General features: G+C 69.0%; 14 protein-coding genes. 9 read left to right on the forward strand and 5 right to left on the reverse strand.

All coding sequences use genetic code 11. The features are described from left to right. Positions 1-6: 6 nt before the first annotated feature. Positions 7-1,125 carry a tetratricopeptide repeat protein gene (locus tag KF709_05175; protein MBX3173780.1) on the reverse strand — a complete coding sequence of 373 codons (1,119 nt, stop codon included), beginning with the start codon at positions 1,123-1,125 and terminating at the stop codon, positions 7-9. Continuing rightward, a complete protein-coding gene (locus KF709_05180; protein ID MBX3173781.1) occupies positions 1,122-2,282 on the reverse strand; it encodes a PQQ-dependent sugar dehydrogenase in 1,161 nt (386 codons plus the stop codon). The genes KF709_05175 and KF709_05180 overlap by 4 nt, the downstream gene beginning before the upstream one ends. Positions 2,283-2,366: 84 nt before the next feature. Here KF709_05180 and KF709_05185 point away from each other — a divergent pair, with 84 nt between their 5' ends. Next, positions 2,367-4,271: an amidohydrolase family protein gene (locus tag KF709_05185; GenBank protein ID MBX3173782.1), complete on the forward strand. Its 1,905-nt coding sequence runs from the start codon at positions 2,367-2,369 to the stop codon at positions 4,269-4,271. On the opposite strand, the gene KF709_05190 is transcribed toward KF709_05185, so the two are convergent. Both KF709_05190 and KF709_05195 read right to left on the reverse strand, forming a co-directional pair. Then, a complete protein-coding gene (locus KF709_05190; protein MBX3173783.1) occupies positions 4,261-4,653 on the reverse strand; it encodes a Rid family detoxifying hydrolase in 393 nt (130 codons plus the stop codon). The two genes, KF709_05185 and KF709_05190, sit on opposite strands and share 11 nt — an antisense overlap. 8 nt (positions 4,654-4,661) lie before the next feature. Beyond that, the gene (locus tag KF709_05195; GenBank protein ID MBX3173784.1) at positions 4,662-5,039 is read right to left on the reverse strand and encodes an HNH endonuclease; all 378 of its coding nucleotides are present in this window, start codon (positions 5,037-5,039) and stop codon (positions 4,662-4,664) included. Between the two features lie 373 nt (positions 5,040-5,412). Between KF709_05195 and KF709_05200 the strand changes: the two genes are divergently transcribed. The 6 genes from KF709_05200 to KF709_05225 all read left to right on the forward strand — a co-directional run bounded on the left by KF709_05200 (position 5,413) and on the right by KF709_05225 (position 10,767). After that, on the forward strand, positions 5,413-6,111 hold the full coding sequence (locus KF709_05200; protein ID MBX3173785.1) for an SDR family oxidoreductase: 699 nt from the start codon (positions 5,413-5,415) through the stop codon (positions 6,109-6,111). Between the two features lie 11 nt (positions 6,112-6,122). Continuing rightward, the gene (locus KF709_05205) at positions 6,123-7,253 is read left to right on the forward strand and encodes a ketoacyl-ACP synthase III (protein ID MBX3173786.1); all 1,131 of its coding nucleotides are present in this window, start codon (positions 6,123-6,125) and stop codon (positions 7,251-7,253) included. A gap of 59 nt (positions 7,254-7,312) precedes the next feature. Further along, on the forward strand, positions 7,313-7,627 hold the full coding sequence (locus KF709_05210) for a hypothetical protein (protein MBX3173787.1): 315 nt from the start codon (positions 7,313-7,315) through the stop codon (positions 7,625-7,627). Next, on the forward strand, positions 7,624-8,217 hold the full coding sequence (locus KF709_05215) for a GNAT family N-acetyltransferase (GenBank protein ID MBX3173788.1): 594 nt from the start codon (positions 7,624-7,626) through the stop codon (positions 8,215-8,217). Before KF709_05210 ends, KF709_05215 begins: the two co-directional genes overlap by 4 nt. A 191-nt stretch (positions 8,218-8,408) precedes the next feature. Then, positions 8,409-9,170 carry a hypothetical protein gene (locus KF709_05220; GenBank protein ID MBX3173789.1) on the forward strand — a complete coding sequence of 254 codons (762 nt, stop codon included), beginning with the start codon at positions 8,409-8,411 and terminating at the stop codon, positions 9,168-9,170. Between the two features lie 37 nt (positions 9,171-9,207). Further along, positions 9,208-10,767 (forward strand): hypothetical protein, encoded by a 1,560-nt coding sequence (locus tag KF709_05225; protein MBX3173790.1) that lies wholly within the window; start codon positions 9,208-9,210, stop codon positions 10,765-10,767. Here KF709_05225 and KF709_05230 read toward each other — a convergent pair. Further along, complete coding sequence (locus KF709_05230) at positions 10,722-11,693, reverse strand: homocysteine S-methyltransferase family protein (GenBank protein MBX3173791.1); 972 nt, start codon at positions 11,691-11,693, stop codon at positions 10,722-10,724. The genes KF709_05225 and KF709_05230 overlap by 46 nt on opposite strands. 140 nt (positions 11,694-11,833) lie before the next feature. Between KF709_05230 and KF709_05235 the strand changes: the two genes are divergently transcribed. Next, entirely contained in the window at positions 11,834-15,706 is a 3,873-nt protein-coding gene (locus KF709_05235; GenBank protein MBX3173792.1) for a PHP domain-containing protein, read from the forward strand. Positions 15,707-15,786: 80 nt separating this feature from the next. Continuing rightward, entirely contained in the window at positions 15,787-16,410 is a 624-nt protein-coding gene (locus KF709_05240; protein MBX3173793.1) for an NAD(P)H-binding protein, read from the forward strand. Positions 16,411-16,465 lie beyond the last annotated feature (55 nt).

Below are 16,465 nucleotides of genomic sequence, written 5' to 3' on the forward strand. Positions count from 1 at the left end.
GACGGGCTAGTCGCGTCCGGCCGCAAGGCGTTGCCGAATCCGCTGCGCCGTCGGATCGGCCTGCGGCGCGAGCCCGACGAACGTCTCGTAGGCCTGCTGCGCCTGGGTATTGCGCCCCTGCCGCTCGCGCGCCATTCCGACGACGAGGTGCGGAGCGGCCCACTGCGGAACCTGCTCCGCGGCACGTGTCGCTTCAGCGACCGCCTGGTCGTAGCGCCCCGCGTCGAACAGCGCCTGCGAGTACTGCCAGCGCAAGACCGGGTCCGTCGGGGCGAGCTCGATGGCCGTCGCGAACTCCGTGGCCGCATCACGCGACTTGCGTTCGACCCGCGAGACGTTGGCCACCGCGGCCTGCGCATAGGCGAAGCCGGCATTCTCCAGCATCGCCTCGGCGAAGTTGAGTCGCGCGGCCGCGAAGTCACGGCGCTGCACGTCAATCAGGCCAATCATGTAGAGAAAGACGTGCTTCGACAGGTAGTAATCGAGCTCCGCCGCGCTGCTCTCGCGACGCCGGAGTTCCTCCACGATGGCGACCAGGTCCTCCCGCGCGCCGTCAAGGTTCTGTTGCATGACGCGGTTGAGGGCACGCTCGTATCGCTGCGTCAAATAGCGCTGGGGATCCCGGTTGATGGTACGGGTGAGCACCTGCTCAGCGCGCGCGAAGTTGCCGGTGGAATAGGCCAGCCACGCCTGCGTGTCGCGATTCGTGCTGAAGCGACCGGGCATCATGTCGAACATCACGACTTCGAGCCCGCGGTGCACGAACGGGTTGCGCAGCATCGCCACGTCGCGCACGGAGTCTGCGCGGATCACGTCCTTTCGCTTCCGCTGCTCCTCGTTGCCATCGCGCCAGGCGAGGTAGTCCTCACGGGGCTGCGCGATCCAGAACGCGACATACTGCCCGAAGAGCGGCTCGGCGCGTGTCGGGTCGAGCTGTGCCGCCATCTCGAAGGATGCCAGCGCATCGAGTGGCTTGGTGCGCAGCACCGCCACGCCCGCGTCGAAATGCGCCTCCCAGTCCTTCTCGTCCGCGCCGCGCGCGAGGCGGGCCAACTGCTGCGCCGCGACCTGGTCCACCGCCGCGCACACGAGGAGCAACGGAAGAACGACGCGCAGGTGCTTCATGGAGTCTCCGGCAGGATGCGCAGCACGCGCCCGTCGCGGCTGTCGGTCAGAAGGTATAGGAAGCCATCGGGTCCTTGCACCACATCGCGGATGCGTTCGCGCAACTCGCCGAGGTAGCGCATCTCCCGCGTCACGCGCCCCTCACGCAAGGTCAGGCGCACCAAGCCACCGGGCGAGAGCGAGCCAATGAAGAGGTCGCCGGTCCAGCCCGCGTAGCGATCGCCCGCATAGAACGTCATGCCGCTCGGCGCGATCACGGGATCCCAATAGTAGACAGGCTGCTCCATGCCTTCCTTTGCCACGCCCTCACCAATCTTGAGGCCCGAGTAATCGCGGCCGTAGGTGATCACAGGCCAGCCGTAGTTCTTGCCGGGCTCGGGATGATTGAGCTCGTCACCGCCGCGCGCGCCGTGCTCGATGGTCCACAGCCGGCCGTCGGGCGCCAGCGTCGCACCCTGCATGTTGCGATGCCCGTAGGACCAGATCTCCGGCTGCGCGTCACTGCGGCCGACGAAGGGATTGTCGTTGGGAATGGTGCCGTCGCGGTTGATGCGAATCAGCTTGCCCATCCCGGCACTCAGGTCCTGCGCCTTCTCGCGGTGCAGCATCCGGTCGCCCTGCGAGATGAACAGCTTGCCGTCCGATGCGAAGACCAGTCGCGAGCCGTAGTGGCCGCCGCCTTCCGTCTTCGGTCGCTGCCGGTAGATGACCTGCAGATCGACGAGGCGCGTGCCGTCGAGGCGTGCGCGCGCCGCCGAAGTCCCTGCGCCACCAGGGCCGGGCTCCGCGTAGGTCAGGTAGATGAAGCGGTTGCTCGCGAAGTCGGGATCCACCGCGACATCGAGCAGGCCGCCCTGTCCGCGCGCGTACACCGCCGGCACACCATCAAGCGGCAGCGAGAGCGAACCGTCGGCAGCCACTATGCGCAGGCGACCCGGACGCTCGGTGACGAGCATCCTGCCATCGGGCAGGAAGTCCAGCCCCCACGGATTCTCCAATCCGCGCGCCACAGTCTCGGCGCGCACCACGCCCGGTGTGGACGCCGGCTGCGGGGATGCATCGGCCATGCCCGGCCCGCTGGCCACCTGCGCCTGTGAACAGGACGCCACGAGCGACGCGGCGATCAAGGGTGCAACCGTCAACACTCGCATAGTCATTACCGTAGCCCCCGGGTAGCTTCCGCGCCACCGTGACGCGCTCGCCTTTGACGCGCGTGCTCGCCCCCTCCTTCCGTTCCGGCCATGCTCGCCTCCCTCGTCCTCTCGCTCGCGCTCGCCGCCGACACGACCGTCTATCCGGTGATGAACCACGGCTTCCGTGCCGGCGAGATGGTTGTCGTGCGCGATGCCGACTCGGTGGTCGTCACCTACTCGCACATCGACCGCAACCGCGGACGCTGGGTGCAGTCGCGCTACACGCTGGATGCTGCGGGTCGCGTGATCGCGGGCGAGAGCCGCCCGATGACGCGCGAGGGCGAGGTCAGCGCCGCCACGGACCGCTATGCATTGCGCGGCGACTCGCTGCGCTTCGAGCGGCAGATGGGCAACCAGCCAATGGGCCGGATGGTGGCGCGCGAAGGTGGCTTCTATGCGATGGCCAACGCCACCGCGTGGCACGAGGCGCTGCTCGTGCGGCACCTGCTCGCGTCACCCGGGCGCACGGCCAAGCTGCTGCCGGGCAATCGCGAGGCACGACTCGAAGTCGCCGCCGACACGATGCTGCCAAGTGTGCGCGGTCCGCGGCGGGTGCGGTTGATGATGATCCACAGCACGGGCGCGACGCCGTCGGCCCTCTGGGTAGATGGCGACGGGCAACTCGCTGCGAGCTCCGTCGCCTGGTTCATCACCGTGCATCCCGACTACGTGCCGGCCGTCGAGGCGATGCGTGTCATCGAGTCGGCGTATCGCGACCGTGCGGGCAACGCGTTGGCGCAGCGCATCCCCGTGGCAGCGCAGGGAACGGTGTTCATCCGCAACACCGACGTCTTTGACAGCGAGACGGGCCGCACGCTCACGAACCACAACGTGCTCATCGAGGGCGATCGCATCCGTGCGGTCGGGCCGGCGGCCAGCCTGCGCGCCCCGCGCGGCGCCACGGTGATCGACGGCAGCGGCAAGACCTTGATCCCCGGCATGTGGGACATGCACACCCACTTCCAGCTCACGAGCCAGACCGGCACCGTGCTGCGGCATCTCTCGATTGGCGTCACGAGTATCCGTGACATGGCCGCGGATACGGATGTCGGCGTCTCGCACCGTGATCGCGCCAACAACCTCACGCTGGTCTCCCCACGCGTGTACCTCGGCGGCTTCATCGAAGGGCCGCAGCAGTGGGCGGGGCCGTCAGCCGTGCGCGTGAGCACGGAGGCGGAGGCCCGTGAATGGGTCGCGCGCTACGACTCGCTGGGCTACAAGCAGGTCAAGCTCTACAACCTCGTGCACCCCGACCTCGTGCCGACGATCGCCGCCGAGGCCAAGGCGCGCGGCATGCGCGTGAGCGGACACATCCCGCGCGGGCTCACGCTGCCGACGGCGGTGCGGCTGGGGTTCGACGAGGTGAACCACGCGGCGTTCCTGTTCTCGACCTTCTACCAGGACTCGCTGTATTGGCCGGAGATGCGCGCGTATTCGCTGGTGGCGCGGATTGTCGCGCCGAACATCGACGTGGACGGCCCGGCGATGACGGCGCTGCTCAATGACCTGAAGGCGCACGGCACCGTGGTGGACGGCACGTTCAACCTCTGGATGCGGGACTCGTCCGGTGCGGATTCGATTGAAGCCAAGGCCGGCAACCGCGCCTACCTGCGGTTGATCAAGCGCCTACACGACACCGGCGTGACGATCGTCGCGGGCACGGATGGCTCCAGCTTCAACGCGGAGCTCGAGCACTACCAGCAGGCCGGCATCCCAGCGCCGCGCGTGTTGCAGATCGCGACGATCGAGGCGGCGCGGGTGTTGGGCGAGACGGCCGACTACGGCAGCATTGCCGCCGGCAAGGTCGCGGATCTCGTGCTTGTGAGTGGCAAGCCGCAGGAGAATGTGCGCGATGCGCGGAACGTGGAGTTGGTGTTCCGCGCCGGGCGCGCCTACACTCCCAAGGCGCTGACGGATGCGGCGAACACGGCGTCGACGCCGTTTACGCCTTGAGCGCCGCGATGCAGTCCATCTCGATCAGGAACCCGTGGTGCAACGCCTTCGTCGGCACGATGGCGCGCGCCGGCTTGTGCGGACCCATCACCGTGGCGTAGGTCGCGTTCACCGCGCCCCATAGCGACATGTCGCTCACGTAGACCGTGAACTTGAGCGCGTGCGCCAGGTCGCTGCCGGCCGCTTCGAGAATTGCTTCGACGTTGCGCAGCGTGCGCTCAGTCTGCTCTTCGATCGACCCAAGCATCTTCTCGCCCGTCGCCGGATCGATGGCCAACTGCCCCGCGACATACACAACGCCATTGTGGACCGTCGCCTGCGAGTAGTGACCGGCCGGCGTCGGCGCCGTGCTCGTCTGCACGTATCGGATCGTCTCGGACATCGCGACTCTCAGTCGAGGTAGGGGTCGGCGCCGTCGCTGTCGTGCGGATGCATCTCGCGCCACAGACGGCGCTTCACCGGCGGCTTGGGCTTCGCCGTCACGGGGCCCTTGGGGAGCGGCGGGCGGTCCTTCTCAGGCAACAGGTCGTTCACCATCTCCACCAGCTGGTGGCTGAGATGCTGCCCGTACTTGTACATCGCGACGATGCGCGCCCGGTTGCCGAGCAGGAAGGCTAGGATTGGCTTGTCGGCCTTGGCCGCGTTGCAGGTCTTGCAGCAGAGCACGAGGTTGTCGCGCCGGTCATAGGCCGTGAGCCCGCGACGCGGCGTGACGTGGTCCAGCGTGATCGTGCGCTCCGGCACCACGCGCTCGCAGTATGCACACACGGGACCGTGCTGCTTGAGCAGCCAGCGTCGTGTCTCAGTATATGCCGCACGTCCGGTGGGCACGGAGGTCAGCGCCGGCTGCTTGGCAGCCGCTGCCTTTCCGCCTCCGCTGCGCCCGCGACCGCCGCGACGTCGGCCAGTGCCTGTCTTCTTTGCCCCGCCCCGCTTCGAACTGCTTGCCATGCCTCACCAATGGTTGACCGGGTGCGCAGCCGCACCCGGAAGCTAGGAAGATAGTCGGTCCCGCCCCTCCCCCCTCACTGGGGGGAGGCGTAGAATCCCGCATCCCCCTCGACGGAGCCCGGACCTGCCCCAGCTCGACGGCCAGCACGCGTTCATCACCGGCGCCAACCGCGGCATTGGCGCGGCCTGCGTGCGCGCCCTGATCTCGGCGGGCGCATCCGTCACGCTCTGCGTGCGGGATCGGGCGGCCGCTGAACGCGTGGCCGCCGAAGCGGGCGGACGCACGCAGGTGGTCACCGCGGACGTCACCGACCAGCAAGCCGTGCAGGACGCCGTGGCGACGGCCGTCGCCACGTTCGGGCCGGTTGATGTCCTCGTCAACAACGCGGGTACGGTTGAGACCGTCCCCTTCCTCAAGTCCACGCCGGAGCATTTCACGAGGATGTACGCCGTGCACGTGCTCGGCCCGATGTTCACGACCAAGGCCGTACTGCCCTCGATGCTCGAGCGCGGCCACGGTCGCGTCGTCAACGTGGCGAGCATCGCCGGACTGCACGGCGCGCCCTACGTGGCGCACTATGTCGCCGCCAAGCACGCACTCGTCGGACTCACGCGCTCACTGGCGATGGAGTTCGGCCCCAAAGGCATCGCCTTCAACGCCGTGTGTCCGGGCTACGTCGATACCGATATGGTGACGAACTCCGTGCAGCGCGTCGCCGCGCGCACCAAGCACTCGGAGGCCGACACACTCGCCGCGATCCTCGCCGACGCCGGACAGCCGCGACTCGTGCGCCCGAAGGAAGTCGCCGATGCCGTCCTTGCCTTCGCCCTGCCTGGCGCCGCGAAACGAGAAGCCGAGACCTTGGTCCTGATGGGCCACGACAGCTAACCCCACGCCCAATGCCATACGCCGCCATCACCGGATGGGGGAAGTGCATGCCCCCCGCCGTGCTCAGCAACGAGGACCTCGCGACCTTCCTCGACACCAATGACGAGTGGATCGTCTCGCGCACCGGGATGAAGGAGCGCCGCGTCTCGCACATCAGCGCGGTGGAGATGAGCACGATTGCCTCCGCGCGCGCCCTCGCCTGCGCCGGCCTCGACCCCGCCGACGTGGACCTCATCATCTACGGCGGCGTCAGCAACGAGGAACTCTGCCCCAACAGCGCGTCCGGCGTGCAGCTCGCGCTCGGGGCCAACAAGGCTGCCAGCATCGACCTCAACACGGCCTGCACGAGCTTCTGCTACGGATTGGCCACGGCGACCTCGATGATCCGCACGGGCATCGTGAAGAACGCGGTCATCATCGGCGTCGAGTTGATCAGCCGTTATATGGATTGGAGCAACCGCAACGTCGCCGTGCTTTTTGGTGACGGGGCCGCCGCTGTGGTGCTGCAGGCCTCGGACAACGAAGAGGGCATGCTCGGCGCCGTGCTCGGCTGCGACGCCGAAGCGCGCGACACGCTGCGCGTGCGCGGATTTGGCTGCGGCTACTCGGGACTCGGCATCACCTTCGGCGACACCATCTGGGACTTCGACGGCCAGGCCATCTTCAAGCGCGCCGTGCACGGCATGTCCGGCGCCTCGAAGCAGGTGCTCGCCGAGCACGGGATCACGGGCGAGGACGTGTCGCTGGTGGTGCCGCACCAGGCCAACCTGCGCATCATCGAGAGCGTGGCCAAGTACGCCGGCATCCCGATGGAGAAGGTGATGCTCACGGTGCAGAAGTACGGCAACATGAGCGCCGCCACCGTGCCGGTCGCGTTGGTGGAAGCGCTTGAGGAAGGCCGCGTGAAGCCGAACAGTTGGTTGCTGATGCCCGCCTTCGGTGGCGGACTCACCTACTGCTCGCTGCTCGTGAAATGGGGCACCCGCGTCACGCCGCTGGGCGAGAGTGCCATCGAGATGCCGCCGCTCACGCGTTCGGCGCTTGAGATCGTCAATGAGATCCGCGCCGGTCAGGATCCGCACGGCCGGTCCAAGGACGGCTTGATGGCGCCGGCGTTCGCCCGCAGACCGGTGTCCGCCTAGCGCGCAAGCCTTTCGATCAACACGCCCGCCACCCTCGCACCACTCACCCCGGAGTTCCGATGTCCTCGTTGCGTTGGTTGGCCATCCTTCCCCTGCCCGCCGTGGCCTTCGTGGCCGGCCTCGAGCGCGCCGATGCGTCGGCCGTCGCGACTGCCGCGCCGCGCGTGCATACCGCAATCGTGGTCGATTCACTGCAGGCCGAGCGTGACTCGCTGATGAACGTCGTGCTCGCGGCGATCCGCGGTCGCGAGCAGGAACCCGCCGAGCAGGTGTTCAAGAACATCGAGGTGCTGCGCGGGATGCCGGCCGACGCGGCGATCAACTGCACGACCTGCCACCGCGGGGCGACGGAGCCGGCGCGCAACCTGCCGTGATCCGCATCGCGCCCATTACGCTGGAAGGGTACGGCCTGCGGCTCGAGCCACTCGCGCCCGCGCACGCCGCAGGCCTCGCGGCTGCCACGCGCGATGGGTCGCTCTGGGAGATCCACTACACCTCGGTGCCCGCGCCCGATGGCGTGGACGCGTACATCGCCGACGCGCTGCGCGGATTCGAGGCGGGGCTGATGCTTCCCTGGGCCGTGCGCGAACTCACGACCGACAGCATCATCGGCAGCACGCGCTACCACGACATCGTCGCGGCGATCGATCGCGTGGAAATCGGCTACACCTGGTACGCGGCGCGTTGGCAACGCACGCACGTGAACACCGCGGCCAAGCTGCTGTTGATGGCGCACGCGTTCGATGCGCTGGGTTGCGCCGTGGTCGGCTGGCGCACGGACCTGCTCAACACGCGCTCGCAGGCGGCGATTGCGCGGCTCGGTGCGCAGCGCGATGGCGTGCTGCGGCACCACCAGACTCGGCGGGATGGATCCGCGCGGGATACGGTGATGTTCAGCCTGCTGCGCGAGGAGTGGCCCGCGGCGCGGGCACGGCTCGAGGCGAAGTTGGCGGCGCACAGCTAGCGCACGGGCGCCATCTCGGACACCGATTTCCCGCGCTCACCAACCAGTCGTTGCCGCCATCCGTTTGCGGCTGCCCCCTAAGAAAAAGCCCTGAAACCACTTAGCCGCGAGGGGAATCTTCCCCTTGCGGTTTTCGGCTTTTCTTCGGTAATTACGACCCCTGCTGTTTCGGCTTTTGTTCGGTATCTGCAATGGCACTCCCGGCACTCCAGCTCCTCCGCCAGCAACTCGCCGCCGTCGTCGCCGGCACGCCGAGCACGACGCCCGGCCTGCCTACCGGCTTTGCCGGACTCGACGCCATGCTCCCCGGCGGCGGGCTCCCGCGCGGACGCCTCACCGAACTGCTCGCCCCTGCCGGGCTCGGCAAGACCACGCTCGCCCGCTCGCTCGCCTCCACCACCCTGCTCGGCGGCAGCGCCGTGGCCTGGGTGGACGCCACCCGCACGCTCGACCCGCGCGACTGGATCAGCGTGGACCCCAGCGGCAGCGATGCGCTCTGGGTGGTGCGACCGGGTGAACCCGCACGCGCCGCCTGGTGCGCCGACCTGCTGTTGCGCACGGGCAGTTTCGCGCTGGTGGTGCTCGATGGCGCGCCGGTGCTGCCGCGCAATGTCGGCGTGCGTCTCGCCCAGCTCGCCCGCGATGCCGATGCCGCGCTGCTCCTGCTCGGTGAGGGCACGCGCGCCTCGGAGATCGGCGGCGCCCTACGCCTCGTGCTCAAGCGCCGCGACGCCCGCACCGTGCTCGCGACCATCGAGAAGGGCGGGCCCCATTCACACGTTCCCTTGCCCTTGGAGGTCGGTCGTGGCCACGACATCGCGCGTCGCCTGTGTGCGCATCCCGCGGTTCCCGATCGGCGCGGCGTGGCTCGCGCGGGGGCGCGGTCCGGCACCACGCGGATCGGCACCGTTCGCGGACGGCGCGCGGCGCAGCCCAGTTATCCGCGACGCTGATCGGGTGGCGGGCGCGCGTGGGGACGCGGCCGCTGCGATGCCGTCCGCCACGCCATCCGCCGCCGCGCCTGCGCACTGGGACACGCTGCCTATCGCGTTGGTGGAGAACGCCAAGCTGCGCGTGGTCACCGCCGCCGCCGCCCGCGCGGGCGTGCGCATGGGCGTGACCGTCGCACAGGGCAAGTCCAAGTGCGCGACCCTCGTGCTGCTCCCCTGGGACAACGCACTCATCTCCCGCGAGGTCGCCCGCGCCAGCGCCGCCTTCCTCGCCGCCTCGCCACAGGTGAGCCCGCTGCGCGACGCACCCGGCACCTGGTGGGTGGGCGCCGAGGGCTTCGAGGCCATCGGCGGCGAGCGCGCGTTGGCGATGGCGCTCTTTCAGCTCGCGCGCGTCTGGCATCCGCGCGCCCGCGTGGCCATCGCCGACACCTGCATCAGCGCGCACGCCGCCACCTGGAGCACGCGCGCCGCGCAGGAGCCGGTGCACGTCGCACCCGGTGGCGATCGCGATTACCTCGCGCGCGTGCCGCTGGCGTTGGTGCCGATGGACGACGAGCTCCGCGAAGCACTCATCGCGCTCGGCCTGCGCACGGCCGGTGCCTTTGCCGCGCTCGATCCTTTGGAAGTCGAGCGCCGCTGGGGCCACGACGGGCTCAGCGCCTGGCGACTCGCCTGCGGCGACGATCCGCGCCGCGCCACACTTGCCCGCGCCGACGATCCGCGCGCGGTGGTGCACGAGTTGTCGTCGCCATCGCCGACGCTCGAGCCCGTGCTCTTCCTGCTGCGTGCCTCGCTGGACCGGCTCGTGCGCGCCCTCGCCGCCGACGGACTCGCCGCCGCCTGCATCACGATCACGCTCACGCTCGACGACGGGCGCCGCGTGACGCGCGAGGTGCGACCCGCGCGGCCGATCGCCCGCGTGGTGCCGCTCTTCGAACGTTGCCGCGCCACGCTCGACACCTGGACGCTCGAGGCCGCCGTCGCCGCCGTCGAACTGCGCATCAGCGAGACCGCGCACTCGGCGGCCGAGCAGGGCGACCTGCTCGCGGCGGCGTGGCGTGATCCGGCGGCCGCCGAGGCTGCGCTCGCGCGACTACGCGCCACGCTCGGCAACGGCAGCGTCGTGCGGCCCGTGGCGCGCGACTCACACGCGCCGGAGCGCGCCGGGGGTTGGGTCGATGTCGAGCAGGCCGCGCGTGCCGTGCCAACGGATGTGCTGCGTGCCGCACGCAACGGAAATGCCGGCATCAATGTGTATGGTGGCGGAACCAGCACCGGCGCGACCACCGGCGCCGGCATGCGCGGCGCACACGGCGGCCCTGCCACGACACGCGTCACGCCCGCCGCGCGTCTGCTCGAACCACCCGAATCCGTCGCCGTCACCACCGACCGCCGCGGCACGCCACTCCAGCTCTACTGGCGCGGCCGTCGCCTCGCGCTGCAGCGCGCCGACGGTCCCGAGCGCCTCTCCGGCGCCTGGTGGCAGGCCGAGCCCTTCGCCCGCGAGTACTGGCGCTGCGAGAGCGACGAGCTCGGCCAGGACCTGTTGCTCTACCGCGACCCCGCCGGTTGGCGGCTCCAGGGATGGTACGACTGAGCCGCCACCGCCTCGATGTGCCGGTGGTCGGTGCCGCAGCAGCCGCCGAGGATCGTGCACCAGGGCATCACCGCGCGCAGCGCCGCGTAGTCGGCGCCGAACTCGTCGGGATTGCCGGCGTCGAGCTCCGTCGCGGCGTTCAGCTCGGCGTGGCTCTTCCGCGAGGCGTTCGCGCGCAGGCCGCGGATGCGCTCCCACACCGGCTGCTCGTCACTGAACAGATGCGCGAAGTGCGAGGGGTGCGCGCAGTTCACCATATAGTAGGCGGGATAGTTCTCGGTGGCCGCGTCCACCTCGGCGATCGCCTCGGCCAGCGACTGGCCCGTGGGCAAGCGCCCGTCGGTCTCCACCGTGAACGAGAGCACCACCGGCATCCCCACCCCACGCGCCGCGCGCGCGATGCCGATCGCCTCGGCCGTGTAGTTGAGCGTCACGGCGGTCACGAGATCGGCCACGGTGGACGCGAAGGTCGTGATCTGCGGACGATGATACCGCTCGGCGTCCTCGGCGCTCATCAGTTGGTCGGGCACGTAGCCATCGCCGCGCGGTCCGATGTTGCCGCTGATCACTACCGGGGTCTCGGCCGTGCCGATGTCGGCGCGAATCACCTCGAGCATCGTGATGGCCCGGCGATTCACGTCCACGAGGTCGGCGGCCGTATAGCCGATCCGTCGGCCCCAATCGCTGCTCGCACGCCAGGTGGCGCTCTCGAGGATCAGTCCCGTGCGATGCTGCACCGCGATGTCCGCGTAACGGCGGAAGTAGCGTTGCAGGGCCAGCGTGCCCTCGGCGTCGCGCAGCAAGTGGAAGGCGGCGAACTCCGGCAACTCGAGCCCATCGTGATAGATGAGCGTCGTCTCCAGCCCGCCGTCGGTGAGGAACGGAATCGGCGCGAGCTGCGGCAGGGAGTGGCGATAGCGGGCCATCGGAGGCTCCGGGTGCAGGGGACTGTTCGCCTCGCGCCGACGGGAGTGTCGGGCGAGGGACCTAGCGCGGGGTCCAGCGGCGGGAATCCCGTGCGAGGTCCTGTTGCCCCGAGATGCGCGGCCCCCGCGGGAAACCCGACATGACGGGCTACGCTGAGCTGCATTGCCACTCCACGTTTTCCCTCTTGGATGGCGCCTCCGACCCCGAGCGGTTGGTCGAACGCGCCCTGACTCTGGGGATGCCGGCGTTGGCCCTCACCGACCACGACGACGTGGGCGGCGCGGTGCGCTTTGCCACGGCCACGCGAGAAGGCGGATTGGCAGGCATCCACGGCGCCGAGCTCACGGTGGATGTGCCGCTGCCGCGCGGGCTCGAGCGTCACGACGCGCCGATTCCCGGCCGCGTTCTTACTAATGAAGGCAGTCCGAAACTGCGCACGCACATTGTGCTGCTGTGTGAGTCGCGCGAAGGCTGGGGCAACCTCTGCACGTTGATCACGCGCGCGCGGTTGGACCATCCGCGCGGTGAGCCGCGCGTCACGTTGGAGCAGCTCGCCGCGCACACCAGCGGACTGTATGCGCTGAGTGGTTGTCCACGTGGCTGGGTCCCGCAGTTGCTCGCGCTCTCCACCGGCGGTGTGATGAGCGATGGCACGCGCGTGGGCGCCGCCTGCTCCGAGGCCGATGCTTCACGGCTCGCCCACGAGGCCGCGGGGCAGCTGTCGGAGATGTTCGGCAAGCGGCTGGCCATCGAGTGCTGGGATCACGCGCTGCCGGAGGAGCGCGCGCTGGTTACCCGCCTGCTACCGATGGCGCGTGCGCTGGACCTGCCATGGGTTGTCACCAACGACGTGCACTACGCCCTGCCGACCGGTCGTATCGGCCACGACGTGCTCTCGGCGCTGCGGCACGGCGCCACGCTGGACGAAATGGGCACGCGCCTGCGGCCCAACGGCGAGTGGTATCTCAAGGGTCACGCGCAGTTGGCCAAGCGCTGGCAGGGTCTCGAGCAGGGATTGGCCGAGTCGCTGCGCATCGCCGAGCGCTGTGCGTTTCGGCTGGAGGCACTCAAGCCCAAGCTGCCGCGCTTTCCGTTGCCACCCGGTGTGAGCGAGGACGAATACCTCGCGCGATTGGTGGAAGACGGCGCGCAGGAGCGTTGGGGTTGGCGCCGCACGGCGCGACACGACAAGCAACTGGAACACGAGCTCACCTTGATCGCCAGGCTGGGCTTGAGCGGCTACTTCCTGATTGTCTGGGACATCGTGCGCTTCGCGCGGCGCGAGGGGATCCTCTGCCAAGGCCGCGGCTCGGCGGCCAACAGCGCTGTGTGCTATTGCCTCGGCATCACGGCGGTGGATCCGATCAAGCTGGAGCTGTTGTTCGAGCGCTTCCTCAGCGAGGAACGCGCCGAGGCGCCGGATATTGATATCGATTTTGCGCACCGCGAGCGTGAGCGCGTGCTGCAGTACGTGTACCAGCGGTATGGCCGCGAGCACGCGGCGATGGTCTGCGAGCACATCACTTGGCGCGGGCGCAGTGCCGTGCGGGATGCGGCGCGGGTGTTGGGCTTCTCGGCGGAGCAGGCGGGATTGCTGGCGAGCTTCAGTGACCGGTTCTCGGCACGCAACACCGCTGCCGCACTGAGGACGGAAGACGGAGGACGAAGGACGGAGGATGGGGCTGCGGCGAGCGGTGCCGTTGCGGATCCCTTTGCGCCCGAGCGCGCGGATGCGATGGGTCCCGCGAACTACAACAAGCGCGCGTTGCGGGATGCGCCACAGCAGCTGGAGGCCAAGGCGCAGAAGGCGGGCGCCAAGGAGATTGCCGCGCTCGCCAACCAGCGCGAGACTGGCCCGCGCGAGACCAACCCCCGCGACGTCGCCACGCGCCGCAACCAGCGCCCTGTGCGCCCAGCGACACTCGTTGACGCGGTGTCGAGCGACCTCGTCGTCGGCACGCACGCGAGCAACCTGATCAAGGCCTCGCGCGAGGAGCACCGGAAGCTGCGCGCCGTGCGCACGGGCGCGCCGGAGAGCGTACGGCGCGAAGGAAGTGGAGGGGAGGCCACGAGGGCTCCCGAAGCGAAGCGGCCGCAGGACCGCACCGCGGTCCGAGAGCTTCGCGCAGGGAGTCCTCGTGGCCGACCCGACCCCACACCGAAGCCAGAACCAACGCTTCTAGAACGCGCAGGCCTCGACAGCAGCGACCCACGCGTCCAGAAGCTCGCAGACATCGTCGAGCAGCTCGACGCCGCCCCGCGACACCGCGGGATTCACGTCGGCGGCTTCGTCCTCACGGAGGAGCCGCTGCGCACCGTCGTGCCCATCGAACCCGCGAGCATGGAGGACCGCACCGTCATCCAGTGGGAGAAGGACGACCTCGACCCGGTTGGCTTGGTGAAGATCGACCTCCTCGGCCTCGGCATGCTCACCGTCGTGCAGGACTGCCTCGCCTACATCCGGCGCACACGCGGCGTCACGCTCGACCTCGGCCAACTCGACTGCGCCGACCAAGCCGTGTACGACGATCTCTGCAAGGCCGACACGGTCGGTGTGTTCCAGGTCGAGAGCCGCGCGCAGATGAACACCCTGCCGCGCCTCAAGCCGCGCTGCTTCTACGATCTCGTGGTCGAGGTCGCGCTCATCCGCCCCGGCCCCATCCAGGGCGAGATGGTGCATCCGTACTTGCGACGGAAAGCGGGAGTGGAAGAAGTCACCTACCCACACCCATCACTCGAGCCCATCCTCAAGCGCACGCTGGGCGTGCCGCTGTTCCAAGAGCAGGGCATGCAGGTCGCGATTGCCGCCGCCGGCTTCACCGCCGGCGAGGCCGACCTCCTGCGCAAGGCGATGGGCCACAAGCGCAGCCGTGAACGCATGGCGGATATCTGCCAAAGGATGATCGACGGCATGCGCGCGAACGGCATCCCTGAGGACATCGCACTCCGGATCTATAACCAGATCAACGCATTCGCCGACTACGGCTTTCCCGAAAGTCACGCCGCGAGTTTCGCGCTGATCGTCTACGCCAGCGCCTACCTGCGGCACTACTACGCCCCCGAGTTCCTCTGCGCGATGCTCAACGCGCAGCCGATGGGCTTTTACGCACCTGGGACATTGATCGAGGACGCCCGCCGCCACGGCGTGCGCGTGCGCCCCGTGGACATCACGCGCAGCGGATGGGACCACACGCTGGAGCCTGGCGAAGGCCGCAACGCCGCGCCGGTGGTACGACTCGGCATCCGTTCTGTGTTGGGACTCGGCAGCCAAGCCAAGGCAAAGATCGAAGCCGCACGGAAGACGGAGGACGAAGGACGGAGGACGGAAGCACCTGCCGTGCCTCCTTCGTCCTTCGTCCTCCGTCCTCCGTCATTCAGTTCCATTGCCGACTTCGTCACCCGCACCAACCTCGACCGCCGCTCCCTCCGCGCCCTCGCCGAATCCGGCGCCTTCGACGCCTTCGTCCAGGACGAACCCCCAAACCGAAGACGCCGCGTGGCCCTCTGGCGCGTGCTCGAAGCCGAACGCGAAGCCCCCGGCCCCCTCGCGCTGTTCCCCGAATCCCCCGTCCCCCAAGTCCTCCCCGGCTTCTCCGCCCCCGAGCTCACCGAAGCCGACTACCGCCTCACCGGCCTTTCATTGAACGGCCACCCCATGCGCCACGTCCGCGCCCTGCTCATCCCCAACGGCGTGCGTACCGCCCGCGAGATCCACACGATGCAGGACGGCGATCCCATCGCCCACGCGGGGCTCGTCATCTGCCGCCAGCGCCCAGGCACCGCCAAGGGCTTCGTGTTCCTCACGCTTGAGGACGAGACCGGCACCATCAACGTGGTCGTCACGCCGCAGCGATTCGAGGAACAGGCGATGCTCATTTCGCGCACACCACTGCTGCTCGTGCGGGGCACGCTGCAGGTGGAGAGCGGGGTCTACAACATCCGCGCGCAGAGCTTTGCCGCGCTCAAGGCCGGCGCGGGCGAGGATGCGGTGCGGGGACATAACTACAGATGAAGATGGAGGACGTGGGTGAAAGGAGTGCGCAGCCGCGAGTTCGCAGTTCATCTTTCGTCCTCCATCCTTCATCATTCACCATGCACATCGCCGTCTTCGGAGCCACCGGCCGCGTCGGCGGCCGATTCGTCGAGTACGCCCTAGCCGCGGGCCACACGATCCGCGCCTTGGTGCGCGACATATCCAAGATCGACCCACGCCCCGGCCTTGAGGTCGTGCAAGGCGACGTGCTCACCGTCGATGACGTCGAGCGAACGATCGCCGGTACCGATGCCGTCGTGTCCGGCCTCGGCGGTGCCGGCGTCGAGGCGCCGGGAGATGCGCAATCGCAAGGCATGCGCAACATCGTCGCCGCGATGACGAAGCTCGGCATCAAGCGCGTGCTCGGTGTCGCGGGGGGCGGAATCCTCGATTCCGCGAAGGGCGGCCTGCGCCACGACCAGCCCGGCTTCCCCGCCCTCTACCGCGCCGTGAGTGGCAAGCACGAAGAAGCCTGGCGCGCGATGCAGGCCAGCGACCTCGACTGGACGATGATCGCCACCGGCGACATCGTCGCCGGCGCGCGCAGCGGTGAATACCGCACGCTGGAGAACAGGCTCCCGGAGAAAGCCACGCAGATCAGCGTCGAGGACGTCGCCGATTTCCTGCTCAAGGCACTCACGCAGGGCCTGCACCTCCGCACACGGGTCGGCGCAGGCTACTGAGCGAGAGCGACTCAGCGTAGCCAGCTGGCGCAAGGGGACTCGCCGAACGACGCGC

The sequence above is a fragment of the Gemmatimonadaceae bacterium genome (assembly GCA_019637445.1).
Taxonomy (GTDB): Bacteria; Gemmatimonadota; Gemmatimonadetes; order Gemmatimonadales; family Gemmatimonadaceae; genus Pseudogemmatithrix.

Excerpts from the sequence above, each read along its gene's own strand:
- KF709_05175 (MBX3173780.1), bottom strand. The coding sequence starts at position 1,125 with ATGAAGCACCTGCGCGTCGTTCTTCCGTTGCTCCTCGTGTGCGCGGCG.
- KF709_05180 (MBX3173781.1), bottom strand. The coding sequence starts at position 2,282 with ATGACTATGCGAGTGTTGACGGTTGCACCCTTGATCGCCGCGTCGCTC.
- KF709_05185 (MBX3173782.1), top strand. The coding sequence starts at position 2,367 with ATGCTCGCCTCCCTCGTCCTCTCGCTCGCGCTCGCCGCCGACACGACC.
- KF709_05190 (MBX3173783.1), bottom strand. The coding sequence starts at position 4,653 with ATGTCCGAGACGATCCGATACGTGCAGACGAGCACGGCGCCGACGCCG.
- KF709_05205 (MBX3173786.1), top strand. The coding sequence starts at position 6,123 with ATGCCATACGCCGCCATCACCGGATGGGGGAAGTGCATGCCCCCCGCC.
- KF709_05210 (MBX3173787.1), top strand. The coding sequence starts at position 7,313 with ATGTCCTCGTTGCGTTGGTTGGCCATCCTTCCCCTGCCCGCCGTGGCC.
- KF709_05220 (MBX3173789.1), top strand. The coding sequence starts at position 8,409 with ATGGCACTCCCGGCACTCCAGCTCCTCCGCCAGCAACTCGCCGCCGTC.
- KF709_05225 (MBX3173790.1), top strand. The coding sequence starts at position 9,208 with ATGCCGTCCGCCACGCCATCCGCCGCCGCGCCTGCGCACTGGGACACG.
- KF709_05230 (MBX3173791.1), bottom strand. The coding sequence starts at position 11,693 with ATGGCCCGCTATCGCCACTCCCTGCCGCAGCTCGCGCCGATTCCGTTC.
- KF709_05235 (MBX3173792.1), top strand. The coding sequence starts at position 11,834 with ATGACGGGCTACGCTGAGCTGCATTGCCACTCCACGTTTTCCCTCTTG.
- KF709_05240 (MBX3173793.1), top strand. The coding sequence starts at position 15,787 with ATGCACATCGCCGTCTTCGGAGCCACCGGCCGCGTCGGCGGCCGATTC.